Genomic DNA, 24527 nt, shown 5'->3' with positions numbered 1-24527 from the left:
GCCTCGACGTGCCATTGAAGCGGGTGAAGAAACGGCGAATGATCCAACAGCCGCTGCCGAGCCTCGCGGTGGAGATCGTCAGGGAAGCCTTGAAGGGGAACAACAAGGATTTCGTATTCGCCAGCCCGCTCGACAACAAGCCGATGCACCGCAAAGCAATGGCCGACGCGCTGCGTGGCGACAAGCGCAAGGGCAAGGTGAGGACGCCCGGCATCTGCCAGTTGCTCGGGTTGAAGCCGTTCACGCCACACGATCTGCGGCGGACGGCGGCGAGTTGGGCGCGTCGGATCGGTCAGCCGATGGCGAAGATTGCGCTTTGCTTGGATCATCGCGTGACGACGGAGGACGGCATCAAGCTGCCACCCGTCACCGGCAAGCACTACGTCCACGCCGAGGATCGCGAGGTGAAAGAGAAGCGGGACGTCCTGCAGGCGTGGGCCGCCGAGCTTCGGCGGATCATCGGCGAGCCTGCACCGACAAGGCAAGCGGAGGCCGGACTGCGGCTCGTCGCCTGACCGCCGCCAATCTGGTTGGTTGACAGCCCGATCCCATCTTCTGGGGTCGGGCTTTTTCGTGGGCCGGTCGCTATCGCTGTGGAAATCGAGTGGTTAGGCGTGCTGCACGCAATCCGTGCGGATATGTTAGCGGTGCCGTCGCGCGTCGTGTCGCGACTGTCGCATCTGACGACGCATGACATTGCCGAGATTGATGCCGAGATCAGAGCGGGACTGGCCGAGATTGGGGCGGAGCAAAGACAACCGGGCCGATGATCAATCCTGAGTGCAACAAGAATGTCTTTCAGCTTTGGAAGGAAGTCGGCGAGAAGCTTCCTTTCAAGGTGATCCGGTGGACTTGGAACCCCGCGACTAGCGCTTTCCTTGTCGAGCGGATCGAAATTGGAAAGTGGCCTTACGGGCTCGGTCAGAAGGAGATAGCCCTCTAAAGAGGATATGTTGCACGGCGTACAGAAATGAGATGCGGTGCTGCGCAATGACCGTCGCTCTCGAAGCGCGACGTTAATGCGCAAGTCGCGCGAAAATTGCGACGCACAGAAACGGTCAAAACGCGAGGCTCAGCGTGGCATTGCCCTCAACGGCTCACCAACAGTTGACGATCGCGCGACATCAGCGGGGACGACATCCATCAAACAAACCCGTCCTCAGGTATAGAAAAAGACCAGAGGCAGAAAGACGTATGTCCACCAGGCCAAGCCGGCCAATCCGGCCAGGACGAGCATATCCTCGTCAGTCATGGGGATCTCCGCGAGCAGTTTCGATTACCCTCCAACGGGCGAGCGGCGGTGCGCGTTTCAATCGCGCATCAAATATCCTTAAAAGGGGAACATTTTTATGCTAGCCGCCGAGATCACAGCCGCGGACGCCGCTTAGTCGGCCGTCCGGTGGTCATTATCAGCATCCGCCACGACGCGCTGCGCTCGCTGATCCCGGTCGGTGCGCCTGTAATTGTCGGAATGGATCGACCGGATTTTCCACATCCGCGACCGGCAGTAGTCCCTGCGCCGTCTCACCCACAACAGCATGATAATTTGCCAAGCGGCTTTTGCGCCGCTTTGATGCGCGCATGCCCACGCTCACCCGCCGCCGCGATCCTGACGCCCGACAGGAAAGGTGGTTGATTTTCGGCGATGTCCATGTTGGGACGATCGGCTTGCGCTCCGGCAATCCGACCGACACCGACCCTTGGCAGTGGCGCTGCGGCTTCTATCCCGGCAGCGATCCCGGCGAGGCGACTTCGGGCACCGCCGCGACGTTCGAGAGCGCGCGGGCCGCATTCGAAGCGGCGTGGGCGATCTTCCTGCCCCAGCGGACTGATGCCGATTTCGAGGCACGGCGGCAAGAGCGCGACTGGACAGCGCGGAAGTATGCCGCATGGGCGCGCGGTGAAAGGGTGCTCGTCCGATGAGATGCACCGTTTGCGAGGACTGCGGCTGGGTCTGCGAGAACCACCCACATCGGCCATGGGAAGGCGAGCACGCCTGCGCCTGCGGCGGCGCTGGCGCGCCATGCCCGCGCTGCAATCCGAGTGACGAGGACAATCCGCCTCGACCGCCAAAGGGGTTTAAGACCGGGTTCGACAAGAACGGTTGGCGGCATTGATTGATCAGACAGCCGCTCCGTAGTTATACCGATGCGCGGTGCACGCTGTTGCCCATAATTGCCGTTCGGCGTTCTACTACTCGCCTCGATTGCATTTCGATCACGATCGGATTTTCCCGACGGAGGCGGAATTGACGGTCAAAGCTATCCTAGCGACGATCCTCACAGACGAATTGACCCGGCGAGGCATGAGTTCACTGACGCGATCCGACTGCGAGGAGATCGTCGAGCGGCTGACCGAGCTTGAACTGACTCTTGCGGCGCGCGAGATCAGTAATAAGCGCGAGCCGTAGGATGGTCGATCAAGGCTGGCAGAGCGAATTCGACGACCCGATTCCGCTGTCCGACGGCCGCACGCTGACGACGCCGAGAGATGCGGGCCATTTCATCGCGGGACTGCCGCAGCGCGAGCACGACGCGCCCGAATGGGAGGCGGCGATCGAGACGCTGATGCTTGTCGCCGAGAGCGGCGGGCCAACTATGTTCGCGCGGATCGGTGTCATGCGTGCGCTCAACCGCCACCGCAAGGCGATCGATGACCCGCGCAAGAAGCGCGCGAAGAAATATAGGATCGTTCGGTGATGATGCAGATCGCAACGCTGCTCTTGCTCGCTTCGACAGGCGCGGCATTGTCCGCCGATTTGATCGGCCAAGCCAGCGTCATCGACGGCGACACGCTCGAAATCCACGGGACCGCATCCGCCTCTGGGGCATCGATGCGCCGGAAAGCAGCCCGCTTTGCCGTGGCGATGACAGCTTGCAATATCGGTGCGGTGCGAAGGCGATAAATAAACTGGACGGCTTCATCGCGCGGCGGCCGGTGACCTGCGTCCCCGCGTGTCGCTATGCTGCGCCGCAAGTTGAAGCGCGGCAAGGCGAGCGCGGGGTGTGGGCGGGCAGCTTTATTGAGCCGTGGCGGTTTCGCGATTGCGTCAGGCTTGGCGGACGAATTGCCTCCTGTTCGGATGAATGAGCCATCTGCGGCGCGACCTTCCCGCTGCCTCATGCCAAGGTCCGGCCGCGCGACCACCCCTGTGAATATCGCGCATTCCGGCCCTTAGGGCCCTTTCAGGTTGTCGACTCACTGTAGAATTGCGCTTTGATTCTTCGCCATTTCCACGCGAAATCGGCCTTTTTCTTGGAATTACGAGATGAAACACCTTGGAGAGTTCAAAACGTTCTTGGAGGGTCAGGTCAATCTCAACAAGACGCGGATCGAAACCCTCACCGATCGCGTGGAGACAATTGAGAACTTTCTGTGGCGCACCGATCTGAGCCGCATCATCAAGCGATTTAGCTCGCAAGGTTCTTGGGCGCATAAGACAATTATCAAGCCGCCCGGCGAAAACGGCTTTGACGCCGATCTCCTAATGTTCGTTGATCCTGTGCCGGGCTGGACAACCAACGATTACATTCTCAAACTGCGTAGCCTTTTTCTGGAGTCCAAGACCTACAAGGACATGGTCGGGCTAAAAAACCGTTGCGTCACCTTGAACTATGCAGGCGATTTTGAACTCGATGTTGTTCCGTGCGTCGTCGAACGCCCCGGACACACGCACCGATACGAGGTATGCAATAGAACGGAGGACCGTTTCGAGCCCACCGACTCCGAGCGATATACCGAATGGTTTCAGCACGCCAATAATTTGGCCGGCGGCGATCATCTCGTCCACGTCATGCGCCTCATCAAGTATCTGCGCGATACCAAGACTACATTCTCATGCAAGTCAGTGCTGTTGAACACGCTCGTCGCAAATCAAATCAGTCAAGCGGATATCAACTACCGCCCTTCATATTTTCCTGATTTGCCGACTGCCTTTCGCACGTTGATTTCGCGTCTCGATCATTATCTTCAAGGTAGGGCCGACCTGCACAAGATCCCCAACCCCATATTGCCGATAGAGGACTTCAATCGGCATTGGGATCACGACAAGTACGCCAACTTTCGGGAGATGATCCACAAATACCGTCAGTGGACTGACGAGGCCTACAGCGAGACTGATGAAAAGCAGAGCATCAAAAAATGGCGCTGGATATTTGGGGACGAGTTCGCGAAAGGCGCGGACGCTCTCACCGAGGAAGTCACCAGATCGCTTGTTCCTATCCCCAATTTCAATGTGCAGAGGTTTAGGGACACCGTACAAGCAGTCAAGCTAGTGGGCCTGAGCGTGCTCGGCTTGGTTCGGCGCGATTTGCCCTGGGTACAACGACCTCCGTTTGTGTTGGCCAATCAAACGATCCCTATTTCAATTAAGGTGACGGTCCACCTGCACGAAAATGGGCCGCCAGCAGGGACCGTCGCGTCAGGTCAAGTCCTTCCTGCGGATCATCACATCCGATTTGAAGCAGTAGGAGGGACTGGCGTTCCTTTCGCAAGCAAGGACCACGATGTTCAGTGGCAGGTGGTGAATACGGATCGCTACGCCGGCTACGCTAAGGCATTGCGCGGCGGTTTTTATCCCTCGAAGCCCCGCAGTGTTAGGTGGGAGCGCACTGAGTATCGCGGTATACATTGGGTCGAGGCATTTCTCATTCGCAAACGTACCGGCGCTTGTGTCGGCCGTAGCGATCGGTTCTTCGTCGTCATCGAGTGACAGCAAATGGTTTCATATTCCACTCGCATTGTAGTTTGGACTCGCTCAGGCGGCCGCTGCAATTTTCCCGGCTGCAATGAATATCTTCTCGATGACTTCATTGCCGGCAAAGAGGATAGAAACTACGGCCTGATCGCGCACATCATTGCAGAGACGCCGGGTGGCCCTCGCGGTGATCCCATTCGCTCCCCCGAACTCGCGGATGATCCAAGCAACCTAATGATGATGTGTTACAAGCATCACAAGACTATTGATGATGAAGAAGATTGCTATCCCGAGCAGCTTCTTCTCGACATGAAGGCGGCGCACGAAGAACGCGTAAAAATTGCCACCGGGATCACCGAAGATAGAGCAACATTTGTCCTTCGTTACGCCGCGAACATCGGAAATCACTCCTCGCCCGTGTCATTTCCGAAGGTTCGCACCGCAACCTTTCCCGACCGGTACCCTGCCGGCGGTCAGTCAATCGCTATAGAGGTAAAAGGGAGCGTCCAAACTGACGCGGCCGATCTATTCTGGAAACTTGAACCAGAAAACCTACGTCAGCAGTTCGCAACGCTAGTAAAGTCGCGCATCGATTCCGGTGAAATCAATCACATTTCCGTCTTTGCACTAGCGCCTATTCCCCTGCTGATCGAACTTGGTCGTCTACTGGGCGATATAACGCCGGCCGATGTATATCAGTTGCATCGCGAGCCGGCGGGTTGGCCTTGGGCCAAGACCGGCCCGCGCATTTGCTATGATACGACCACGCCCACAAAGAAAAGTAGTCCGGTCGCCTTGAAGCTCGGTCTCAGCGCCATGATCAACGACGACCGCATTACGTCAGTTCTTGGCGAAGACGCGTCAATTTGGAGCATTCACACCGATGCTCCCGGGAACGATATCATGCGCTATCCCGAAGACCTGGCACAATTCCGCGGCGTTCTGCGACAAACCTATCAAGCGATAAAAGCCGCTCATGGCACAACTGCTGTAATCAACATCTTTCCCGCCATCGCGGTCTCTGCCGCAGTGGAGGTCGGTCGCGTTTGGATGCCCAAGGCCGACTTGCCCCTCACCATTTTCGACGAAGTGCGGGGCCAAGGTTTTGTTCCTCGTCTTAAGATCGGGCATTAACTGATAGGTCGCCCGGCCTCTTTAAGGACGGCCTTGATCTCAGCGATCGCTCGTTGCGTATCAGGATGATCGAGGTCGATGCTCCGCAACTCATCCAGCAGGGTGAGCACGAGATCGTAAGCATCGGCGTAGTCCGGAGCATCGGCGCGAACCGCATGCAGGATCATCGCATAGCAGATCAAGTCAGGATTGTAGTTGTCCCCAACTCCGCCAGCATGTCGTAAGGGACAGTCTCAACGGTCGCCGCCATCTTGCGCATGATCAGGGCCGGGCGCTTGTCATTCCAATGATCCATGTGGTCGGCGAGACTGGTGAACAGATCGACCATCTCGGCTTGCAAGGTTTCGTAGCTGTCGACTGCGCTGATATCAGCAAGGGCAGCAATGATCTCGACTGGTCTAGGCACGATGCCACTCCACCTATGATCTAGGTAGCAAAAAGCCGCCGGGCGTCCCCGGCGGCCAAAAGCATCTTGCAATGCTTTTCCTTGCCTAGCCTTGCTAAGGTTTGCGCTGCGCTTGCCAGGCCGTGCGTTGCGTCGCCTTGCAACACGCTGCCGTGCCTGCCTTGCCAAGCCCTGCCTCGCCTTGGGTTTGTTGCCTGACTTTCGCGGACCTGATCGACGCTGGCCCGAAGGGCGCTGGTGCTTTCTGGTGCTAGTGGTGCAGGATACCGGCTCGAACAACCCGACGTGATGCAATACCCGTGTTGTATCCGGACTGAATCTGCGAGCCGCATCAAGGCGCGCATCTTCCAAAAAAATGCTACGGCTTGGTCGTGGTCTGCCGCGCCTCCGACTTGGTCGGGAAGCAACCCTCCTCGGCAAACGCCAACGGGCGTTCTCAGCCAAGTTGCGCCAGCAGTAGCCAAGCGATGATAGAGAGGCAGAGGGCAATTCCGGAATAGGGTAACGCGCGACCCCCTCGCGAAGCACAGTCGATCGTCGCTCTTTAGTTGGCGTTCGTCCATTACAAAATTGAAAGGCAGTCGCCTTCGGATTCGCATTGCTTCCGCTGGATTTCACAACCAGCTCGAATCGGGTCGGCTGCTCGTCTGGCAGGTCGGGTGGGCGCCCGGCGATGATTTTGGGATCGAGGGCGGCGCTATTACCATGCCGCACTTGAGCCAAAGGTAACGCCAGTGTGAGCGCAGTTTAGGGGCGACGGGGCGTATCGTAATCCTGCCGCCGAGGAGGCTCGGTACCAATGCGTATCCGATCGTGGCTATTGCTCACGCTCATCCTCTCGTCAATGACGGTACCCGCGCTTGCCCAATCGGTGCCTGCAAATACGGTTCGCACATTGCTGGCGGCGGGGCGTCTTGCCAGCGTTGTCGACACGCCGCTCCATTTCAGGCTATTCGCGGTCCGCCTGCCGCCCACGGAACGAGTATCCTACAGCGGGCCGAACAGCGTGCTTTACGTGCTCTCAGGCACGCTGACCGTCGCTCTAAACAACACCGCTCAAACCGTTTCCGACGGTGCCGGCGCCTTCATCCCGGCGGGCCGCATGGCCGTTTTTAGCGCGACGGGTGCCGAACCGGCGCATTGGCTCCAGTTCGTTCTGGCCCCCGCGGCAGAGGTCCAGAAGCTGCTGCTCGGAGCTCCGGCCAGCGTGGAAGAGTTGTATCGCACGCCCGAGCCGTTACCCGGGCTGAGCGCCGGACCTTACGAATTTAGCCTCACACGGGTCGCTTTGCCGGCGGGCATGCCCAACAACCCTCCCCACTATCGTTCGGGCGCGGCCTTGTACTACGTCATGGCCGGCAGTGGGACTTTCATTGCGGATGGGAAGACCGAGCCCAGGAAGGCGGGAATGCCGCACTTCGAGCGCTCCGGCTGGGTTCACCAGTGGGCAAATCCCGGCGATACTCCCCTTGTCCTCCTCCAAGCGAACATCAGTGAAGAGGGCGTACCAGCGGTCCTCTCAGCCGCCCATCCGGCCGTCGCGAAATAGCGGTCGCTTATCACTCGATCACGAAGTCGGCGCGCATCACCAACGGGGGCGGGATCGTGAGGCCAAGCGCTTTTGCGGTTTTCAGGTTGATGGCAAACGCGAATTTCGTCGGCTGCTCGACAGGAATGTCCCCGGGCAGCGCACCCTTGAGGATTTTTTCGATGATCTCGGCCGTGCGCCGGTAGATTTCCGAAAGGTCCGGGCCGTAACTCATCAGGCCACCCGCCTCGACAAAGCTGCTGTCGGCGAAGATCGTTGCAAAGCGGTGACCTTTGGCGAGCGCGACGAGCAGATGAACGCTATTGGAGATCATCAGCCCCTCAAGGATCTCAACACCCTGCACCCCGGCGTCGGCCATTGCCGAAAGCGCGGTCGGGAATTCGTCTGGTTCGCGTACCTCGAAGACGCTGGCAAGGATACCAAGCCTGCGGGCGGCGGTCTGCACCGCGGTGACGGACGCTGCTCCAGCCGATGCTTCGCGTAAGATGGCTACCCGGGCGGTCTCGGGGAGAGCTTCCTTCAACAGCTCCAAGCGTTTTGCGCTCAGCTCGGGCTCGAACCATGAGGTCCCGGTGATGTTCCTACCTGGATGAGCCAAGTTTGCGACGAAGCCTTGATCGGCAGCATCGCCGACCTGTGCCATGACGATTGGGACGGTCTGAGTCGCCCGCTGGACGAACCGGATGGCTGGCGCGCTCGCGGTCACGATGATGGCGACTTTCAGTCGGACAAACTCGTCGGCCAACAGCGGCAGCCGATCAATCCGTCCTTCAGCGGATCGGTATTCGATGCCAATCTCCTTTCCTTCGCGCAGGCCGCGATCGGCGAGACTGTCTCGGACATCTCTGAGAAATGTGCTGTCCGCGTCGATGAAGGGCGACAGTACTCCGATCATCGGTTTCTTTGGCAACTGGGCCTGCGCCCTCTGCGTGCGAGCGGAGAGCTGCCACGTGACGGCCGTGTTGAACACAAGGATGATGAGGTCTCGCCGCCTCATTTACTCCTCCCTCGGAACCTCAGGGCCACGCCGAACGCGGGCCTGGAAGATATCATGCCCGATCGCAGCGGTGTTGGGGGTCGAACCGGGTCAGCGGACGAGAACTGCAGGCCCTTTTTAGGCTATGTCGGCTATGGGTCCGGGACTCCCCGCGACAATCAGGCTATAATCAACATGCGGCAGCACCCTACGCATCCTATTTAGGAGGTGGTGATGAACCGCTTGATCGTCCTAACGGTTTTGCTTTTGACCGCCGCTCCTGCGACGGCCGGTCCTGATAAGGTCGCTTTCCCACAGTATCAAAACTATACCCACTACTTGACGGTGGACCGCACCGACATCAAGGAGGTCCGTGATATCTATGCCAACGCCGAGGCCGTCAAGCTGGCCAAGGTCGGCCAGTCCCTCCCTAACGGAAGCATCTTGGTCCTTGTGCATTTCAAGGCCCGAGTGAACGATAAAGGTGAGTTGGTAAAGGACCCGAACGGCCGCTTGGTTAAAGACGATCTGGATCGGATCGGCGTAATGGAGAAACGCGCCGGCTGGGGAACAGAATATCCGGACGAAATGCGCAACGGCGAATGGGAGTATGCTTTGTTCAGGCCAGACGGCACGCGCAACGAGCAAGCCAACATCAAGGCGTGCTTCGAGTGCCATAAGCCGACCAGCGGGAAGGACTTCGGTTTCACATTCGACAAATTGCCCGCAACCGCAGCAAGATGACGGCTCATTCACTTTTCTGCGTTGCTGATCGATATCCGACGGGCGGGCGCTGCGCTGATCAAAGCGAAGAACTTGGAGCCGGGCTGAATCAGTCGCTCTATGTCTCTTGTGGGGTCAAAAGCGGCGGTCCAAGGATCGCTGATGCCTAGTCCGGACTGCCCTCAACACCAGACCAGCCGTAGGCGACGAAGTTGGTCGGCTTGGGCACATAACCGGACCCATGCACGGCAGCAAACAAGCGTCTCTATTCGATCACCTCATCGGCGCGAGCGAGCAGCGACGGCGGTACGGTCAGGCCAAGCGCTTTGGCAGTCTTCATATTGATCACCAGCTCGAATTTAGTCGGCTGCTCCACCGGCAGATCACCAGGCTTGACACCTTTGAGGATCTTATCAATGTAGCCGCCTGCACGGCGGAACAGATCGGCTAGATCGGGGCCATAGATGATCAACCCGCCATTTGCGAATTGTCGGAAAAGATAGCTCGCGGGCAGATGATGCTTCGCCGCAAGCGCGATGATTCGCGCCGCGTGCTGAACGGTGAGAGGATCGCCAAGGATAACGATGGCATCGGCGTGCTCGGCAGCGGCCGAAGCAAAGGCGGTATCAAGCTCCTCTGCCGTCGTTGCCTCAACCGTCAGCAGAGTCACGCCAAGAGACCGGGCGGCTCGGGGCACCTCGTCGGTTAATCGTAGCTTGTGTAGTGGATCGCCTGGGTTGATCAAAAGCGCAATTCTCGATGCGCTGGGAACCAGTTCTCTGAGAACTTCTACTCGCTTTGCGATCCAATCTCCGGGCACGAGCTCCGTAAAGCCCGTTATGTTGCCGCCTGGGTGCGAAAGGCTTTGGACGAGGTCGAGCCCCACGGGATCAGCCACAGCCGCGAATACTATCGGAATCTCGGTCGTCACCGATTTCAGGGCTACGGCAGCTTTGGGGTTGGAGGCAAAGAGCAGGTCGGGCTTGAGCACGACGAGTTCAGCCGCGAGAACCGGTGCGCTCTCGGAATGGTTCTCGAAAAATCGGTAGTCAACAATCAGGTTTTTCCCCTCGATCCAGCCGTGATCGCGCAGCCCCTCATGCCACACTTTGAGGATTTGAACGTTCGGAAAGCCGCCAAGGAGACCGATCCGGCGAGGCGCGGCTTGCGCCGGCAAGGGCCCTACCGACACGAGCAGCGCAGCAGTGCCGGCTATGAACTCCCGCCGCTTCATCCGATCCTCATCGCAGTTTGAGGACGATGGGCGCCAGAGTATCACGTTTCCATGCTCGCGCGCGATTGCGTGTGGAAATGCTGCGTCGCAAAGCGGCGCATCGCGCAGGACGGCTATGGGTCCACAAGCGGCGGTCGTGGCAAGCGCAGCCCTAGGCCCGGTTTACGGGCGATAGCCGACAAGCATCGAAATTGCCGTTCAAACGGCGAGGGCCTGCCTCAGGCAGGAAGCCCACCCGTAAATTTCCCAAGTGTCGGTAATTACGCTCGCTGGTTAAGTGGTGCGGATCGAGCGCCGCATCATGAAAACACCGAAGCCAAAGCAATGGGCCGAGCAGGAGGTCCGACGATTGGTCAGGCTCGCCCAGCAGGGAATTGGTGCATCGAGGATAGCCGCCGAACTGACCGCTATGCCGGATCAGTGAGGCGAATGCCCCGAACGATGGGAAAGAAGTAGCCATCCGGAACGGCGTTGTGTGCCTTCGAGGCGGCTGACTTACAACCCGAAGCCTCGCCAAATTCGCGCAAGCTCAAACCACGCAGTCCTCCGGGCCGTTCAAGAATTGCGGGTTATGTGCGCTGCAATACAGCCCAGTACTTCTACGGACATTGCGCATGCACCATGTTCGGCATCTACTTCAGATTGTTTTCATGACGATCTAATTTTCAGACGAGGGTTCATGAGCGTCAAAGCCATGATGGCGAACATTCTGCAAGACCAGATGCGATTGCGTGGTGTGCATGCGCTCTCGTCATCCGACTATGAAGAGATCGTAGAGCTACTGATCGAGCAACTTAGGGAGCTGGAGCTTAGCTTAGCGGCTAAAGAATTAGCCGACAAACGCGAACCTTAAACTACCGCCGCGGCCATGGCTCGCATGCAACTCCGTCCCTATCGCGATCATGATGTCTCCAGTTCCCCGGCTCTCCCATTCTCGCGGGTGCCAAGCCGACCAAGCGGGCAAACTCACAGTTGGGCGCGGACGCGATATGTCTGAGCGTTGTCGTGACCGGCCAAGGGCTCGAAGCCAAAACCCCGAAGACCGCAAATAGCTAGTCTAACGGCTAAGGTCGCCATCGCTGCGTTCGTGACCCGGCGCGGCTTGATAGCACAATCATGGCGCGCCGATACCGCACGGAACCGGCGCGTGATAAGTTAGCTGCCCGCCGGCGGGACAGCGATAAACATCGTCGGCGGGGACATAGACGAAGTCCTGTTTGCCGAAGCGGCCAGCAGCTTTGGCGCCCGAAGTCATCGGCTTCGGCAACGTCACCGTGATGTCGGCTTCCTCGCAGGCCCTGATCTCCTCGCCATCGTAATAGCCGCGGTCTGCCACGACTTCGAGCGTCTCGACAGCCGTCTCGTCGCGAGCCTTCCTGGCCATGTTGCGAGATGGCCATCACTCGGGCCGAGTAGCGTTGAGACCATTTACTTCTCCTCGCCGGAATCTGCCATATTTCGCTCTCCAGTCTCGCGCACTGTCTCACAGCAGTGAGCCCCAAGGCAACATGTCCGCTCAGCTCACAAGCGGGATCGAGGGAAGCGCGGTCCCTCATCCGGTTTACCGCCGATAGCCGACGCCATAATTGGCGCAATATGTTTCGGCGTTGGCCATCAGCCGTCGTTCATTCCTGACTAATGCGCCGCTAGACTTATCGACATTCGGCGTTTGACGCGCCCATCGCGGTCAGGGCGTGTTCGACTTGAGCTGTCGCATATTCGACTATCTCGCGATGGGTCATCGCCGCACCGCGCCTCTTAGCCGCCTCGAAGGAGGCATTTCCCAGCACATGACGAACGCGCGCGAGAGTATCAGGCAGTTCCTGGAAAAAACGGATCGATGGGATCATTTGGGAGAGGGCGCCACTGAGCGTGGCCGCGACCTCTGGCTTGCCCAGCCGCTCAAACAGCAGAATCAGGGTGGCGGTCGTGAGGGTCGCAAGACCTATCTCTGTAGATTGGCCCCAGATTTCGAGCATTCGCGGCAGGGTTCGCAACGTCTTGACCGGATCGCCGCTCCGCACCTGCAGCTCCGCGACGGCGGGAATGATGACGATCTCCCAGTAGCGATTACCGGATGTCCTTGCATGCGCAAGGGCCGTCTCGAACGCATCCAAGGCGCACCTTGGGTTGGCCTTGCTAAAGGCTCTTCCCTTGGAAAACAACGCCGCGATGTGCGAACTTGGAGTTCGTGCGGCCGCAACCTTGTCAACGATGTCGTCGGCGATCGCCATCGCTTCGTCATGCGCGCCGGCCATTGCCAGGTAAAAGGGAAGCGTCGCCAGGCATTGCCGCTCGCGCCGGTCAGCCGGATGTTCGGCGCCGGCACGCGCAAACTTGACAGCGCTTTCGGGATTGCCCTGGCGGGACGCAATCATGGCCAGAACAGAGAACGCCCAGACCGGCGGATCAAAGTTGGCATTGCCCATCAGCGCTATCGCCTCCTCGGCGTAGAGCGTCGCCTCTTGAACACGTCCCAGGTTCCAGGCCCTTTTGGCTGCATAAGTCAGCAGAGCGCCGAGCCGGCGATGGCCGCCGCGCCGTGCCGCATCGACGATCTCCGTCGGCCAATTGAGCGGTTCGCTGCGCACGCGGAGGACCGCCAGGCTCGGGACCCTGGATGCGATCCGGGCCGCAACATCGATATCATCCTGGCTGCTCGCCCACCGAAACGCCGCGCGCAAATTGTCCACCTCCTGATCGAGCCAGGCATAGGCCATCAATTGCTGCGGGCTGCGCCAAATCCTGTGGTGCGTCTCAGCATCCTCCGCGAAAAATTGCGCATGGCGCCCCCGAAAGACCTCGGTTTCACCCAGCATCGCGAGCCGCTCTTCGGCGAACTGCCTGATCGTTTCGAGCTGGCCGTAGCGAACTGCCTTCCCGACCCGTTTGGCGCTGAGCAGCGATTTTCGCACCAGCGAGTCCAGGAGATAGAGAACATCGGCGGTAGCGATGTCGCCGCCGCTACAAACGCGCTCCGCAGCCTCCAGCCCGAAACCTCCGGCAAATACCGATGCGCGCGAAAGCACGGCCTGCTCGGATGGCGACAACAGGTCATACGACCATTCGACGGCGTGGCGCAGCGTCTGATGTCGCTTCAAGACGTGTCGCGACCCGCTGGTGAGCAGGCGGAAGCGTTCATGCAGGCGATCGCGGATCTGAGTGGGACTCATTGCCCGCGTTCGGGCGGCTGCGAGCTCGATGGCCAAGGGAATGCCATCAAGGCGGCGGCATATTTCACAGATCGTGTCAGCGTCACCATCGAGTTCGAAATGTGGTTCCACAAATCGCGCGCGCTCTACGAACAGCTCCACCGCTGGCGCCTCGATTCCATCGCCGCACTCAAGGGGAGGCACCGGATAGGTCCGCTCGCCGTCGACCATCAGCGTCTCCCGGCTGGTCGCCAGCAGGCTGACATGCTGGCATGTTGACAGGATCTCCCGTGCAAGGCCGGCTATCGCATCGATCAAGTGCTCGCAGTTGTCGAGAATGAGAAGCAGACTTCGTCCGGCAAGCGCATGGGCAACGCTTTGCTCGATCGTCTTGCCGGCTTGTTGCGTGATGCCGAAGACGTCGGCGACCGCGTGACCGGTCGCATTGGGATCATCGAAAGCGGCAAGCTCCACCAGCCATGTGCCATCCGGATAGTTGTCGTGCATCGTCGCAGCGAGTTGGAGTGCGAGCCGTGTCTTGCCGATCCCGCCGGGGCCGGTCAGCGTGAGCAGCCGCGCGCTGGACAGGATCCCGCCAGCCCTGGCGAGATCTCTGTCGCGGCCCAGAAAGCTCGTTGTCTGGATCGGCAGATTACCTAGCGCCGCATTCGCGTGCATCGATGGCGCGATGCTTCTTTCCAAGCCTCCCGAGTCTAGCAATTGATCGCTGATCCCACTGACGGGATCCTGCGGCACCGAACCGCGGACCGTTGAGGCTTTGGGCTGGGTACGGTTCCACTCGCGCAGAAGATGGCGGTGCAATGTTTTGGTCTGCGTGTCGGGCTCAATTCCCAACTCCCTGGAGAGCAGTTCGGCGCAGATACGATATTGGCGGAGCGCCGCGCCCTGTCTGCCCTGCCGGGCATACAACTCCATCAGGGTGCGATGAACACGCTCTTGCAGGGGATCTGCCGCAAGCAGTCGGGTCGCAATGTGAATGCCCCGTTCAATCATACCTGCGGACAGATGATGATCGAGCAGCTTCGCCATGCCTTCCAAGGCAAGTTCGCGGAACCGCTGACGTTCCGCCGCTGCCCAGCTCTCGAACTCCGGTGCCGATAGGTGAAAGCCGTCGAGGAATTCGCCACGATAGAGTCCGATGGCCCGCTCCAGGTTCGCCACGCCCGGCTCCGCGATAAGATCCTCGAACACCTTTGCATCGATTTCGAGGGCGGTCGGCTCAAGGCGGACGGTGTCCTCCTGAGCGATCAATGCGGCAGGACAGGTGTGTGACAAGGCCTTGCGCAAAAGGCTCAGCGCCTGTCGCAGACTGTCGCGGGCCTGCGCCTCATCGTGGTCGCCCCACAGCAGCGCCGCAAGCTTTGGTCGCGCCTGTGCTTCGCCTGGATGCAACGCCAGATAGGCCAGCAGGGCTGTCGTCTTTTTGGTGGCCAACGGGATGGGCTCTCCGGTGTCCGTCTGGAGCCGGAAACTGCCGAGAAGTGCGAGGTTTGCCTTCGCCATATCCGCCGGCCCTTACTCAGGGCGCAAAAAGCACCCGGTCCGACGATTTTGCGAATTTATCACGCGAGCACCGACAGGTCCATTGCGGCGGATCGCTAGCCTGCTCGCGAGGTCAGGGCCACCACTACCAATGGAGATCACTATGTGGAATCGCTTGTCGATCGCAGCCGCCGCAGCCCTCGTGATGGGAACAGTCGGAGCCAACGCCGCGGAACTGCCGACGTATGAAGTCATGGGCTTTCCGATCACGCCGCACCAGTTCGTGATATTGGGACCGGCCAACGCTCAGCAGGAGACGTCTGCGGCTGGCGTATCGGCGCCGATCCTGACGCCGCGTCAAGGGGCACGCGATGAGCAGACCGCCAGCAGCGGGGGACGCGCGATTACAGCGCTGGCCCTCTCCCCCGTCGTTGCGATCGGCCCGGCGCGGTAGATCGCGCTGTCGCGTGGCGGCCGACCTTCCAGCAGCCGCCGCGCATTTCGGCAGGACGCCGTACAGAGACTCGCGATCAGAGCGATTGAAGACAAAGCGCCGATTACAATCCAAAGCTCTGCTAATGGAATGGTCCGGCCGTGCTCCCGATCTAGATTCGCGTCACCATGTGATATTCACTTCGGGGACTGGGACCGCGACCTTTGAGCTTTCTCCGCCATCGCCAACCACTCTTCCCTCAGGTTTAGCCAAGCCTCCTTATCGACCGGGCTTGTGGCCTTCTCTGCCTCATCGAGGCAGTTCTTCGCCAGGCGGAAGTATCTCGCGGCGTCGTCGCTCATTGTCGAATAATCTGCCCGTTTAAAGAAGGTGCCATCCAAACGGAAGCCGCAGGCGCCGATCTGGAACGGCCCCTGCGGCCGCGCCACGGCACGTCCTGATTAACACATAGCCCTGCCAGCGTGCACTGGCGGGCCGCCCGTCACTCCCTCAGCTGGAGCTGCTCCAGTCCATCCTCAATCACTCGGAGGTCCTCAAGTAGCGCATCTCGAGACTCAGCCGGGTCGATGCTAGATGTGGACTGTAGTTGTGCGAGCAACTGGCGGCGAAGGTCTCGCATATTCTCCAAGGCTTGCCGATTCTTTAGACGTACATAAGCCGAAACGATCGTTTCAACGCTTGTAGCCAATGAGTAGCTCCAAATTGAAAATTCTAAAATAGGTTGCATCGTAAACCCTGCGGGTTATCTCCCGCAAGGCGCCGCCATATAGACTTTGGCTCGACTAGATTGCCCTGGCTGCCCAAAAAGGCGGCCTCAGCTGATCCGCAGCTGAGGCCGTTGGCTGCGCTCCGGCTTTACCGGGGGTCTGGAGAGCCCGGAGCAAGGAAGAAATTCGCCACATTGCCACTTGTTCCTGACTCGGTAAACGCCGCGGGAAATCTTATCTTCGGCCCATGCGTATGGCGTACGAGCTCTGCCTGGCCACCGCCGGCAAGCAGGTCCCGTCAGGACCGGAGTGGATCCACGAAGTGAAGCATGATGGCTATCGGATGCTGGTCATCCGTGAGAACGAGCGCGTGCGCCTCCTCTCTCGAAACGGCACCGACTGGACGAAGCGCTATCCCTGGATTGCTGAGGCCGCGCTGAAGAACCGGCAGAAGCACTTCGTCATCGATGGCGAGGCCGTGATCCTTGGGGTGGACGACATCAGCGACTTCAACGCGCTTCACAGCCGGCTATACGACCACGAGGTGCAGCTCTACGCCTTCCATATCCTCGTCATGGGCGGCGATGATTTGCGGTCCCTGCCTCTCCATCTGCGCAAAGCAAATCTGCAGCAGCTATTGGCCCGCCGGCCGGACGGGATCAGTGTCTCGCCGTTCGAGCGCGGGGAGATTGGACCTGACCTATTTCGGGCGGCTTGCCGGATGGGACTTGAGGGCTCGGTCTCCAAGCATCGCGATCGGTCGTATCGTGGTGGGCGGCAGAGCACTGGATCAAGGTGAAGAACCGGAGCCATCCCGCGATGGAGCGCGAGCTATGACAGTCTTCGTATACGTCAACACCGGCAAGCAGGCTGGCGATAAGGACCACATTAGGGTGTTCGCTAACCAGGATGCCGCAGAGAAATGGTTCGAGGAAAACGACCCTGAGGGCGTAGCGTTCGAATATGAGGTTCTCGAATAAACGCGCATTCGCCGACGTGGATGCGCCTTCTGGGCCAATACGCCGTGCCGCTGTACCCCCGCCGACACCGCAATGGCCTTGGCCTTCTTCGACTAAGGGGCCAAGAGACGACATTATTGGCGAGCGACATGATTTGAAAGAGGCCGCCAACGCAGAGGGCCTCTAGTTTGATTAGTGAGGAGAAACTTCGATTAGCGAGGAGAAACCACTGCGGCGACACTGAACGCCACCATGCAGGCGGCGGCAAGTGACCAGAGCGCTATTGCGATCTCGAGGGGGCGGGGTTCGAAGCCTGATCTCCCTTCTACGAACCTGTAGGCGGCCACGATAATGTCTACCGCTTCAGATGAAGATAGTCAGGCACAAACTGAGGTCCGCGATTTTTGCAATTGCGTCATGCCCGCCTAGGTTGGCGACCCATTGGCGATAAATCGCAGCATCGATCAGGGTTTCGCGCCAGAAGGCGTACGTGAGCCTTGGTGAGCCGTCCAGCATCTGGCTTAGGAACCGGTGAGGCACCAGAGCGACGGTGGATCGCCCGATGCTCACCAGGTTGTGGTCCATCTCCGACAGATGCAAGGTGTTGAGATCAGGCATGTCTCCAGGCACGTGAAAGGACAAAATTTGGTCCCGACCTTCTACAATCTTGTGACGGCACAGAAAGCCGCTGACCAAGATGACGCAATGCGACGCAACATCGCCTTCTCGCGAAAAATACTCGCCATCTGCCAATGATCTGATCGTTCTCGGCATGCCATCCAGCGAGCGTCGCTCTTCATCTGATAGGCCTCCGGTCGCCTGCAGACGTGCGATCAGTTTTTGATGAGGCATAGTGGCCCCTACGAAGCTGAAGGATACGGGCAGAGCCTATCCCTTGGCACCATGCAGGACAATTGCCGAAGTTCCGGCGGCGTATCGACAAGTCAAAAGCGCCGGTTTGAAAGCGCGCCGATCGCTTCCGCTTGCCCGAAAAGCCGACTATTCCCGAGCCATGCAGGAGTTCGCATTAGGACCAACTGTGGACGTTCATTACAGACCTTGCGAGCATGAGCGCTCTCATCGCGCCAGCGTGTCGAGTAGGCTTTTGGCCTCCTTCAAATCGGGAGTATCGAAACCCTCCGTGAACCAGCCATAGATCGGGGCGAGGAGATCACGGCCTTCGGTGTTCTTGCCCCGGTCGCTCCACAGCCGCGCGAGACTCGTGGCAGCACGAAGCTCAAGCATCTTCGCTCTCTGCCCTCTGCTGACCTCAATTGCCGATTGAAAACAGGCTTCGGCCTCATCGTGTCGCCCGCCTGCCGCAAGCAGCCGACCCCTGAGGCGGTGAAGTTCGGCCTTCGACCAACACTCATCACTCACATCTGCCGAGGCGAACGCATCCTTCAACAATTCGAGGGCTTCCCCGGGCTTGCCAAGATCCGCATTAGTGTTTGCCAAAACTGCCAGCATGTAAGGTCTGGTTACTTGACGGACGGCCGAAAAGAGTGCGAGGCCCTGCTCCATCAAAGCGATCCCCTGCTCGAGGTCGCCGCCATCCGCGGTCGCCCAACCCAAGAAGAACATTCCCGCGCCGCGCATCATCGGAAAATCGTTCTCTTGCGATACCTCGACCAGCTCGCTGGAAAGATCACGGCAGCTTTGCCTCTGACGGCCGACCTGAAGTACGATCGCAGAATGCCACATTGCATTGGCAAGGCTGTACGGGTGAGACAAGATCCGAGCCAACGTGACCGCCTCGGCGCCGAATTTCATTGCCTTTTGAGGAAAGCCTGACAGCGCCATACTGATCGCCCTGACGCCGTGAGCGCACGCTCCGGGATCATGACCACTGAACGTGAACGCAAGGGCATGATGCCGAGTGCAATCGTATCGTGAGATGCCTTTTTGAGAATGCTCGTCTGCAGCGGCCAAGTTCCCGCACCAAAGCGACGTCGCCCACTTCGCGTGATGGCCCTCAAGGACGAGATCATCAGCGCCCAAGCGCTGTGCGAGCCCAAGAAGCTCGTCGGCATGAGCGGCCGCCGCACGCAAGCGTCCGGAGGTCATCGAATGATAGTAAAGGCCCCACAGCGCCTTGAACCGCGTTGAGCTGTCTTCGCCCGCTTCGAGAGCCACTGCGCGGCTATAGATCGCTTCAACCTCCGGTGACCCGGTACCCTTCACCATCATAAGGACCGGTCCGAGCTTGACGCATAACTCCAGCTCTTTCGCTGCACGATCGGGCTTTTCACCAAGTTTGCTCAAGAGGTCCAGCGCAACGGAGAAGTGATGAATAGCCTCGGTGTGGCCCGAACGTGCCATCGCTAAATCACCCGCCCGTTGCCAATACTCGATCGCGGCATTACCGAGCCCGGCCTCTGTGAAGTGGTGAGCCACAAGTTCAGGTTGGACGCGAACGACTTCGGGAAAACGGGTCTCGTACGTTCTTGCGATCCGGGCATGCAGCTTTTGGCGGTTGCCCCGAAGCAGACTGGCATATGCAACATCCTGCACCAGCGCATGTTTGAAGGTGTATTGCGCATTCGGTGGCGCACCGCGCCGGAAAAGTAGCTCAGCGCGAACAAGTTGCTCCAGCGCATCGTTCAATTGGCGCTCCGGCATCTCTGCCACTGCATGCAGCAGTTCGTGCGAGAATTGGCGGCCCAGCACGGCACCTATCTGAGCCACCTGTCGCACCGAATTCAGTCGGTCAAGCCGTGCCATCAGCGAGGCATGGAGCGTTGTGGGGATCGTCATCGGCGCCAAAGAACCGTCAAGCACGTAATCATGCTCCCGTTTGCGCAGTAGTCCGCCTTCAAGCACTGCCTTGGTCAGCTCCTCGATGAAGAGTGGCACGCCGTCCGTGCGAAGAAGGATCTGGTTGTTCACCTCGTCGGGTAGGGACCTTCCTTGGGCGACCCCTTTGATCAGCATGGTCCCCTCGCGTCGGCTTAGTCGCGTGAGCGAGGCCGTCGTTACATGAGCGTAACCCGGCCAGGGCGGCGCAAACTCTGGTCTGGCACTGATGACCAGTAACAGCCGCATCTGGTGCGCTCGTTCCACAGTGAGCGCGAGCAGCTCCAGCGTGGTCGGATCAATCCATTGGACATCCTCATAGATCATCAGCACCGGCTGCTGCTGCTCGAGCTGCCGGAGCTGCGCAAAGAGCGCGTCGAAGGTCTTCTCCTTTCGCTTCTGTGGGTCCATCTCGGGCAATCCGCGCTGCCCGGTTCTCGGCAGCGAGAGGAGGTCAGCCAGAAGCGCCAAGTCCGCGGCCCGTTCAGGGAGCACCGGTGAAAGCAGATTTTGGAGCTTGGTTAGCTTCTGCTCGGGCTCATCGGCACGTTCAAGCCGAGCGGCGCGTTCGAGCTGATTGATGATCGGGTACAGGGCGCTGTCGCTGTGTTGTGGCGAGCAGAAGTTGCGTATTCGTACATACGGCTGAGATTGGAGCCGCTCCTGCAGTGCGGCTATCAATCGCGATTTGCCGACGCCCGGCTCGCCTGTAAGTAGGACCACGCGGCCTTCACCCTGCGAGGCCTGGCTCCAACGGCGTAAAAGCAGCTCCAGTTCCTCTTCACGCCCCACCAACGGAGCAAGGCTGGTCTCGTGCTGCGCCTCGAACCGGCTTTGCACCGCGCTCGCGGCGAGTACATGCCATGCTTGGATCGGATCGGCCAAGCCCTTGAGTATCACTCGTCCCAGATCACGGTATTCGAAGAGCCCGCCAGTCAGCCGTCGTGTGCTTGGCGCGATCACCACCTGACCGGGTCCCGCGATCGTCTGAAGACGGGCGGCTAAATTCGGGGTCTCGCCTATCACTCCTTGCTCCTGCGCTGCACCTTCCCCAATTAGGTCGCCAACCACCACTACGCCAGTCGCGATGCCGATACGTGACTGAAGGGTGACACCATGGTCGGTCTGAAGTCGGCAAACCGCCTCGACCAACGCGAGGCCGCAACGTACTGCACGTTCAGCGTCGTCCTCGTGGGCTTGCGGATACCCGAAGTAGGCAAGCACGCCATCGCCCATGTACTTGGCGACAAACCCGCCACACTTACCGATCACCTCCGCGCAGCGATGATGATAGGCACTCATGACCTCTCGCATGTCCTCGGGATCGAGCCGAGCCGAAAGCGCGGTCGAACCCACAAGATCGCAGAACATGACTGTGAGTTGGCGGCGTTCAGCCGATCCAATCTGCGAAGGCTGCCAGGCGGCAGTGTCCGGAGCTGGCCTGCCTGGCGCATCGGCGCCGCTTGCGAGAAGTTTGTGACCGCATTCCAAGCAAAATTTGGCGCTCGCCGGATTCGTGTTGCCGCATGACGGACAGCTTCCAAGAAGGGCCGCACCGCACTCCAGGCAGAACTTGCTGCCCCCGGGAATGTCAGCGTTGCAGCTCGGACATCGCACGGATCATCCCCCGATCTGGCGAGGCGTGCCTGCATCTTAGCACAGCATCATCCTAGCACAGCTTCCGATCGGGACCTGCTGCGTTGGACCGTCAGAATCGCTGACGTTTGGGCTCGCAACGAGAGGGCCAGTTAATCCGCCTGGTCGCGCTGCCTGCTCTCGCGACTACAGCTCATTGTCGATTCTACTCGTCGATTTTGAGTTGTTCGGATCGCTTAGTTGCCCGCCCAATGGCCGCTCAAGCGCAATCAGGGTTATCAATCGAGATGCACGCGCCCCTTTTTATGACTTTCGGCCTTGGGTCATTCGCGTCGATCAGCTTTAACTATGACTAAGGCCGGTTTACCCCAAAGAGCAGACGCCAGGGTGAGGATTGATATTTGACGCTAAGGGCCAAAAGGCGACATTCAGGGTGCTGCAAATCGATCACCAAAACGACGCGCCCAGGACAAAGTGCCGTATCGATAATGACCGGCTAGTTTTCGCTTGATGCGGTTGGCTCCTTCAAAATGATTCCAAACAGTCCTTTTTTGTTGAAACGCCTCAAATCGGGACGGAGCGGCTCAGCCTCGCAAATCAGCCACTTGTGACCGGAAAAAGTCTCCACGAAGGATTTGAAACCCCAGTTGGCATCGATGTCATCGACGACGATGGCGCCGCCCGGCCGCAACGCTGCCCAAGCGCGCTCCATTTCAAAGCGAACGTTATCCTCACTGTGAAGGCTATCATGAACAAAAAGGTCTATCTGGCCAACTTCGGAGAATATGCTGGGAAGGCGCCGTTTGCTCGATCCCCTGACGTAGGACCAGCGGTCCGAATAGCGATCGCCAACCGCCGTGCCAATTTGTTCATGCCACACATGCTCTAGCGGCGGATGGTCAACGCTCCATAGATGACCAGCCCCATTCCGTTCAAGCGCTTCAAGGATAAAGCGCGATGAAACGCCATGAGCGACGCCGGTCTCAACAACTTTGCGGGGCCGCAGATGGCGGGCGAGACACCAAATGGCCCGCACAAACCCGGCATCGCCGTCATTCCAGCCTTTGAAACTTTCTGGACCGACCCGAATGCCCTTGGCTTTCAGTTCTCCCATGACTTCCGGCCACAAGGCCCAGAACTCCGAAGTCGCTCGGCACGGCTGCGACACACCGAGCAGTGCATGCATCCGGCATTCCCATCCGCGGTCCGCTTGGTACAGGTCAGGGGGTACGGGCCGCTCGCGACTTGCGACAAATCTATCCTGAAACGCTGTCCATATTTCAAATGGCTCGGACGCCAACGTGTAGGCGGCCCGAACTGGGTGGCTCAAACAGTAGCGCAGAGCAGATTGAAGCATTTGATCATGTCTCCCTGTTGGCTAGAACCTGCCGCTAACGAGAGAATTAAAACGTTTTCCACGCAGATTGGCCCCGGCAGGGTTGGAGCTATTCAGCAAAGGTGAGCATGCGCGGCGCCGTCGAAGGAATAAGGCCGTCAAGCGTCAAGTCTTAATTTCAAATGCAATAAATTTAAATCAATCTTTTAGTGTGCTAATTCAAGCTCCTTTAATTCGTCGACGTCCGCTCCGGGTCAACAGCAGCGGTCAGCCCAACGATCGTGCGGCGCCCGGTTGCCCGCAGATAGCCGACATGGCGGCGGCTCCTATGTTATTCAGCTCAGGGGCCAATTCCGGAAGTTAGTCGTTCGATAAAATAGTCAGATCGGCCGCCCTCATTAGTGTGGCCGATCTCCGTCGACGACTGCGCAGGCGCTATTCGCTCATTCGGTTATTCCGCTCTACCATCTGCACCTTCTTAACTTCCTCTGCCGACCCACGTCGGCACCCCGTCGCCGGCCGCCGAAACCAACAAATGCAACGCGGCCCCGTGGGATCGAAATAAACAGCCAGCAGCTGTATGAGAGATTTAAAGTTCGCTTGCATCAAATGCCAATGGGGTAGGCGTTTGATGAGCACCAAAAGCAATCGGCACTAAATTCCAGCAAACGCAAGCCCTTGCGCGACGCTCATTCAACCTTCAAGCGCTCATTCAATATCCTGCCCATTTTTGTGTTTAAATTAAACATTTAATATGATATTTTAATGACATTTATTTGATTCGGGGGGCGTTGAGATTGGATCGGTACCCAGATTTTGACGAACTCGTTTTGGTGGCAAGGGCCCATTGACAATCGATTTGCGCTCTACGGTTGTGAACCCTTTACTCGGAGAAAAATTATGGAGCAGAAAGGTTCTCATTCGACACGCATCCCAAAGTCAGGCTCAATCAGCTTCGGCCGTTCGAAAGCAGATTGCGTGATTCGCAGCATCTCCGCATACGGTGCCGCCCTGGATATTGTTGGAGATGGAAAGATTCCCGACGACTTCGCGCTGACCGTCATTCCGGACGGTGACCTGCGCCGGTGTGCAGTGGTCTGGCGTAAAGAAAAGCGTATCGCCGTCGCATTCTATTGACACGCCACCAGCTCATGCGGATGCAGGTGGAAGTCCTTAGGGCCATAGGCGCCGGCGACGAACAGGGGCTGGTGCACAGAAACCCGGCTTTAACATAACCAATCAACCCTACCTGCCGACGCGCGTGTCACCAACCGCATGCGGTGAGGTGTTGTTTTTTTGGAAGCTA

General features: G+C 58.9%; 24 protein-coding genes and 1 pseudogene. 14 read left to right on the top strand and 11 right to left on the bottom strand.

What is annotated here, in order from left to right; genetic code table 11:
- From BLV07_RS44305 to BLV07_RS44270, 7 genes are all read left to right on the top strand, one after another.
- Positions 1 to 515, top strand: a 515-nt coding sequence (locus BLV07_RS44305; protein ID WP_176946170.1) for a tyrosine-type recombinase/integrase, incomplete at its 5' end; no start/stop codon positions are given.
- 1066 nt (positions 516 to 1581) lie between these two features.
- On the top strand, positions 1582 to 1923 hold the full coding sequence (locus tag BLV07_RS44295) for a hypothetical protein (RefSeq protein WP_143035725.1): 342 nt from the start codon (positions 1582 to 1584) through the stop codon (positions 1921 to 1923).
- Between the two features lie 325 nt (positions 1924 to 2248).
- The gene (locus BLV07_RS48240; RefSeq protein ID WP_176946169.1) at positions 2249 to 2410 is read left to right on the top strand and encodes a hypothetical protein; all 162 of its coding nucleotides are present in this window, start codon (positions 2249 to 2251) and stop codon (positions 2408 to 2410) included.
- Between the two features lies 1 nt (position 2411).
- Positions 2412 to 2699: a hypothetical protein gene (locus BLV07_RS44285; protein ID WP_091898930.1), complete on the top strand. Its 288-nt coding sequence runs from the start codon at positions 2412 to 2414 to the stop codon at positions 2697 to 2699.
- Between the two features lie 2 nt (positions 2700 to 2701).
- Positions 2702 to 2905 carry a hypothetical protein gene (locus BLV07_RS50215; protein WP_349525693.1) on the top strand — a complete coding sequence of 68 codons (204 nt, stop codon included), beginning with the start codon at positions 2702 to 2704 and terminating at the stop codon, positions 2903 to 2905.
- Positions 2906 to 3268: 363 nt separating this feature from the next.
- Positions 3269 to 4711, top strand: a complete 1443-nt coding sequence (locus BLV07_RS44275; RefSeq protein ID WP_091898929.1) for an SMODS domain-containing nucleotidyltransferase — start codon at positions 3269 to 3271, stop codon at positions 4709 to 4711.
- Positions 4712 to 4717: 6 nt separating this feature from the next.
- Positions 4718 to 5830: an SAVED domain-containing protein gene (locus BLV07_RS44270; RefSeq protein ID WP_091898928.1), complete on the top strand. Its 1113-nt coding sequence runs from the start codon at positions 4718 to 4720 to the stop codon at positions 5828 to 5830.
- On the opposite strand, the gene BLV07_RS48235 is transcribed toward BLV07_RS44270, so the two are convergent.
- Entirely contained in the window at positions 5827 to 5997 is a 171-nt protein-coding gene (locus BLV07_RS48235; protein WP_176946168.1) for a hypothetical protein, read from the bottom strand. The genes BLV07_RS44270 and BLV07_RS48235 overlap by 4 nt on opposite strands.
- A gap of 11 nt (positions 5998 to 6008) precedes the next feature.
- Positions 6009 to 6236, bottom strand: a complete 228-nt coding sequence (locus BLV07_RS44260) for a hypothetical protein (RefSeq protein WP_091898926.1) — start codon at positions 6234 to 6236, stop codon at positions 6009 to 6011.
- 799 nt (positions 6237 to 7035) lie between these two features.
- Here BLV07_RS44260 and BLV07_RS44255 point away from each other — a divergent pair.
- Positions 7036 to 7785 (top strand): cupin domain-containing protein, encoded by a 750-nt coding sequence (locus BLV07_RS44255; protein ID WP_091898925.1) that lies wholly within the window; start codon positions 7036 to 7038, stop codon positions 7783 to 7785.
- A 10-nt stretch (positions 7786 to 7795) separates the two neighbouring features.
- Here BLV07_RS44255 and BLV07_RS44250 read toward each other — a convergent pair whose 3' ends face one another.
- Positions 7796 to 8782 (bottom strand): ABC transporter substrate-binding protein, encoded by a 987-nt coding sequence (locus tag BLV07_RS44250; protein WP_091898924.1) that lies wholly within the window; start codon positions 8780 to 8782, stop codon positions 7796 to 7798.
- Positions 8783 to 8995: 213 nt separating this feature from the next.
- Here BLV07_RS44250 and BLV07_RS44245 point away from each other — a divergent pair, with 213 nt between their 5' ends.
- Entirely contained in the window at positions 8996 to 9505 is a 510-nt protein-coding gene (locus BLV07_RS44245) for a cytochrome P460 family protein (protein WP_091898923.1), read from the top strand.
- 244 nt (positions 9506 to 9749) lie between these two features.
- On the opposite strand, the gene BLV07_RS44240 is transcribed toward BLV07_RS44245, so the two are convergent.
- The gene (locus BLV07_RS44240; RefSeq protein WP_091898922.1) at positions 9750 to 10718 is read right to left on the bottom strand and encodes an ABC transporter substrate-binding protein; all 969 of its coding nucleotides are present in this window, start codon (positions 10716 to 10718) and stop codon (positions 9750 to 9752) included.
- Positions 10719 to 11397: 679 nt separating this feature from the next.
- Between BLV07_RS44240 and BLV07_RS48230 the strand changes: the two genes are divergently transcribed.
- Positions 11398 to 11571 (top strand): hypothetical protein, encoded by a 174-nt coding sequence (locus tag BLV07_RS48230; protein WP_176946167.1) that lies wholly within the window; start codon positions 11398 to 11400, stop codon positions 11569 to 11571.
- 1 nt (position 11572) lies between these two features.
- Here the strand turns inward: BLV07_RS48230 and BLV07_RS49985 are convergent, their stop codons facing one another.
- The 3 genes and pseudogenes from BLV07_RS49985 to BLV07_RS44220 all read right to left on the bottom strand — a co-directional run bounded on the left by BLV07_RS49985 (position 11573) and on the right by BLV07_RS44220 (position 15394).
- Positions 11573 to 11749, bottom strand: a complete 177-nt coding sequence (locus BLV07_RS49985; RefSeq protein ID WP_091898921.1) for an excalibur calcium-binding domain-containing protein — start codon at positions 11747 to 11749, stop codon at positions 11573 to 11575.
- A gap of 119 nt (positions 11750 to 11868) precedes the next feature.
- A pseudogene (locus tag BLV07_RS44225) lies at positions 11869 to 12105 on the bottom strand (IS5/IS1182 family transposase); the annotation flags it as partial.
- A 265-nt stretch (positions 12106 to 12370) separates the two neighbouring features.
- The gene (locus BLV07_RS44220) at positions 12371 to 15394 is read right to left on the bottom strand and encodes an AfsR/SARP family transcriptional regulator (protein ID WP_091898920.1); all 3024 of its coding nucleotides are present in this window, start codon (positions 15392 to 15394) and stop codon (positions 12371 to 12373) included.
- Between the two features lie 142 nt (positions 15395 to 15536).
- Between BLV07_RS44220 and BLV07_RS44215 the strand changes: the two genes are divergently transcribed.
- Positions 15537 to 15827 carry a hypothetical protein gene (locus BLV07_RS44215; protein WP_176946166.1) on the top strand — a complete coding sequence of 97 codons (291 nt, stop codon included), beginning with the start codon at positions 15537 to 15539 and terminating at the stop codon, positions 15825 to 15827.
- A 176-nt stretch (positions 15828 to 16003) separates the two neighbouring features.
- On the opposite strand, the gene BLV07_RS44210 is transcribed toward BLV07_RS44215, so the two are convergent.
- Positions 16004 to 16255, bottom strand: a complete 252-nt coding sequence (locus tag BLV07_RS44210) for a hypothetical protein (protein ID WP_091898919.1) — start codon at positions 16253 to 16255, stop codon at positions 16004 to 16006.
- A gap of 532 nt (positions 16256 to 16787) precedes the next feature.
- Between BLV07_RS44210 and BLV07_RS44200 the strand changes: the two genes are divergently transcribed.
- The gene (locus BLV07_RS44200; RefSeq protein ID WP_091898934.1) at positions 16788 to 17333 is read left to right on the top strand and encodes an ATP-dependent DNA ligase; all 546 of its coding nucleotides are present in this window, start codon (positions 16788 to 16790) and stop codon (positions 17331 to 17333) included.
- Positions 17334 to 17367: 34 nt separating this feature from the next.
- Positions 17368 to 17514: a hypothetical protein gene (locus tag BLV07_RS48225; protein WP_176946164.1), complete on the top strand. Its 147-nt coding sequence runs from the start codon at positions 17368 to 17370 to the stop codon at positions 17512 to 17514.
- A 342-nt stretch (positions 17515 to 17856) separates the two neighbouring features.
- Here the strand turns inward: BLV07_RS48225 and BLV07_RS47190 are convergent, their stop codons facing one another.
- The 3 genes from BLV07_RS47190 to BLV07_RS44185 form a co-directional block, all read right to left on the bottom strand.
- Positions 17857 to 18345 carry a Crp/Fnr family transcriptional regulator gene (locus tag BLV07_RS47190; protein WP_143035723.1) on the bottom strand — a complete coding sequence of 163 codons (489 nt, stop codon included), beginning with the start codon at positions 18343 to 18345 and terminating at the stop codon, positions 17857 to 17859.
- Positions 18346 to 18570: 225 nt separating this feature from the next.
- Complete coding sequence (locus tag BLV07_RS44190) at positions 18571 to 21906, bottom strand: adenylate/guanylate cyclase domain-containing protein (RefSeq protein WP_091898916.1); 3336 nt, start codon at positions 21904 to 21906, stop codon at positions 18571 to 18573.
- Between the two features lie 475 nt (positions 21907 to 22381).
- Complete coding sequence (locus tag BLV07_RS44185; protein WP_176946163.1) at positions 22382 to 23071, bottom strand: class I SAM-dependent methyltransferase; 690 nt, start codon at positions 23069 to 23071, stop codon at positions 22382 to 22384.
- A 1050-nt stretch (positions 23072 to 24121) separates the two neighbouring features.
- Here BLV07_RS44185 and BLV07_RS44180 point away from each other — a divergent pair.
- Positions 24122 to 24358: a hypothetical protein gene (locus BLV07_RS44180; protein ID WP_091898914.1), complete on the top strand. Its 237-nt coding sequence runs from the start codon at positions 24122 to 24124 to the stop codon at positions 24356 to 24358.
- The last annotated feature ends 169 nt before the right edge of the window (positions 24359 to 24527 follow it).

Source organism: Bradyrhizobium sp. Rc2d (assembly GCF_900099855.1).
Taxonomy (GTDB): Bacteria; Pseudomonadota; Alphaproteobacteria; order Rhizobiales; family Xanthobacteraceae; genus Bradyrhizobium.
The sequence above is the reverse complement of the archived record's forward strand: the minus strand, read 5'-3'. Positions and strand labels throughout refer to the sequence as shown.

Excerpts from the sequence above, each read along its gene's own strand:
- BLV07_RS44295 (WP_143035725.1), top strand. The coding sequence starts at position 1,582 with ATGCCCACGCTCACCCGCCGCCGCGATCCTGACGCCCGACAGGAAAGG.
- BLV07_RS44285 (WP_091898930.1), top strand. The coding sequence starts at position 2,412 with ATGGTCGATCAAGGCTGGCAGAGCGAATTCGACGACCCGATTCCGCTG.
- BLV07_RS50215 (WP_349525693.1), top strand. The coding sequence starts at position 2,702 with ATGCAGATCGCAACGCTGCTCTTGCTCGCTTCGACAGGCGCGGCATTG.
- BLV07_RS44275 (WP_091898929.1), top strand. The coding sequence starts at position 3,269 with ATGAAACACCTTGGAGAGTTCAAAACGTTCTTGGAGGGTCAGGTCAAT.
- BLV07_RS44270 (WP_091898928.1), top strand. The coding sequence starts at position 4,718 with ATGGTTTCATATTCCACTCGCATTGTAGTTTGGACTCGCTCAGGCGGC.
- BLV07_RS48235 (WP_176946168.1), bottom strand. The coding sequence starts at position 5,997 with ATGATCCTGCATGCGGTTCGCGCCGATGCTCCGGACTACGCCGATGCT.
- BLV07_RS44255 (WP_091898925.1), top strand. The coding sequence starts at position 7,036 with ATGCGTATCCGATCGTGGCTATTGCTCACGCTCATCCTCTCGTCAATG.
- BLV07_RS44250 (WP_091898924.1), bottom strand. The coding sequence starts at position 8,782 with ATGAGGCGGCGAGACCTCATCATCCTTGTGTTCAACACGGCCGTCACG.
- BLV07_RS44245 (WP_091898923.1), top strand. The coding sequence starts at position 8,996 with ATGAACCGCTTGATCGTCCTAACGGTTTTGCTTTTGACCGCCGCTCCT.
- BLV07_RS44240 (WP_091898922.1), bottom strand. The coding sequence starts at position 10,718 with ATGAAGCGGCGGGAGTTCATAGCCGGCACTGCTGCGCTGCTCGTGTCG.
- BLV07_RS48230 (WP_176946167.1), top strand. The coding sequence starts at position 11,398 with ATGAGCGTCAAAGCCATGATGGCGAACATTCTGCAAGACCAGATGCGA.
- BLV07_RS44220 (WP_091898920.1), bottom strand. The coding sequence starts at position 15,394 with ATGGCGAAGGCAAACCTCGCACTTCTCGGCAGTTTCCGGCTCCAGACG.
- BLV07_RS44215 (WP_176946166.1), top strand. The coding sequence starts at position 15,537 with ATGTGGAATCGCTTGTCGATCGCAGCCGCCGCAGCCCTCGTGATGGGA.
- BLV07_RS44200 (WP_091898934.1), top strand. The coding sequence starts at position 16,788 with ATGGCGTACGAGCTCTGCCTGGCCACCGCCGGCAAGCAGGTCCCGTCA.
- BLV07_RS48225 (WP_176946164.1), top strand. The coding sequence starts at position 17,368 with ATGACAGTCTTCGTATACGTCAACACCGGCAAGCAGGCTGGCGATAAG.
- BLV07_RS47190 (WP_143035723.1), bottom strand. The coding sequence starts at position 18,345 with ATGCCTCATCAAAAACTGATCGCACGTCTGCAGGCGACCGGAGGCCTA.
- BLV07_RS44185 (WP_176946163.1), bottom strand. The coding sequence starts at position 23,071 with ATGCATGCACTGCTCGGTGTGTCGCAGCCGTGCCGAGCGACTTCGGAG.
- BLV07_RS44180 (WP_091898914.1), top strand. The coding sequence starts at position 24,122 with ATGGAGCAGAAAGGTTCTCATTCGACACGCATCCCAAAGTCAGGCTCA.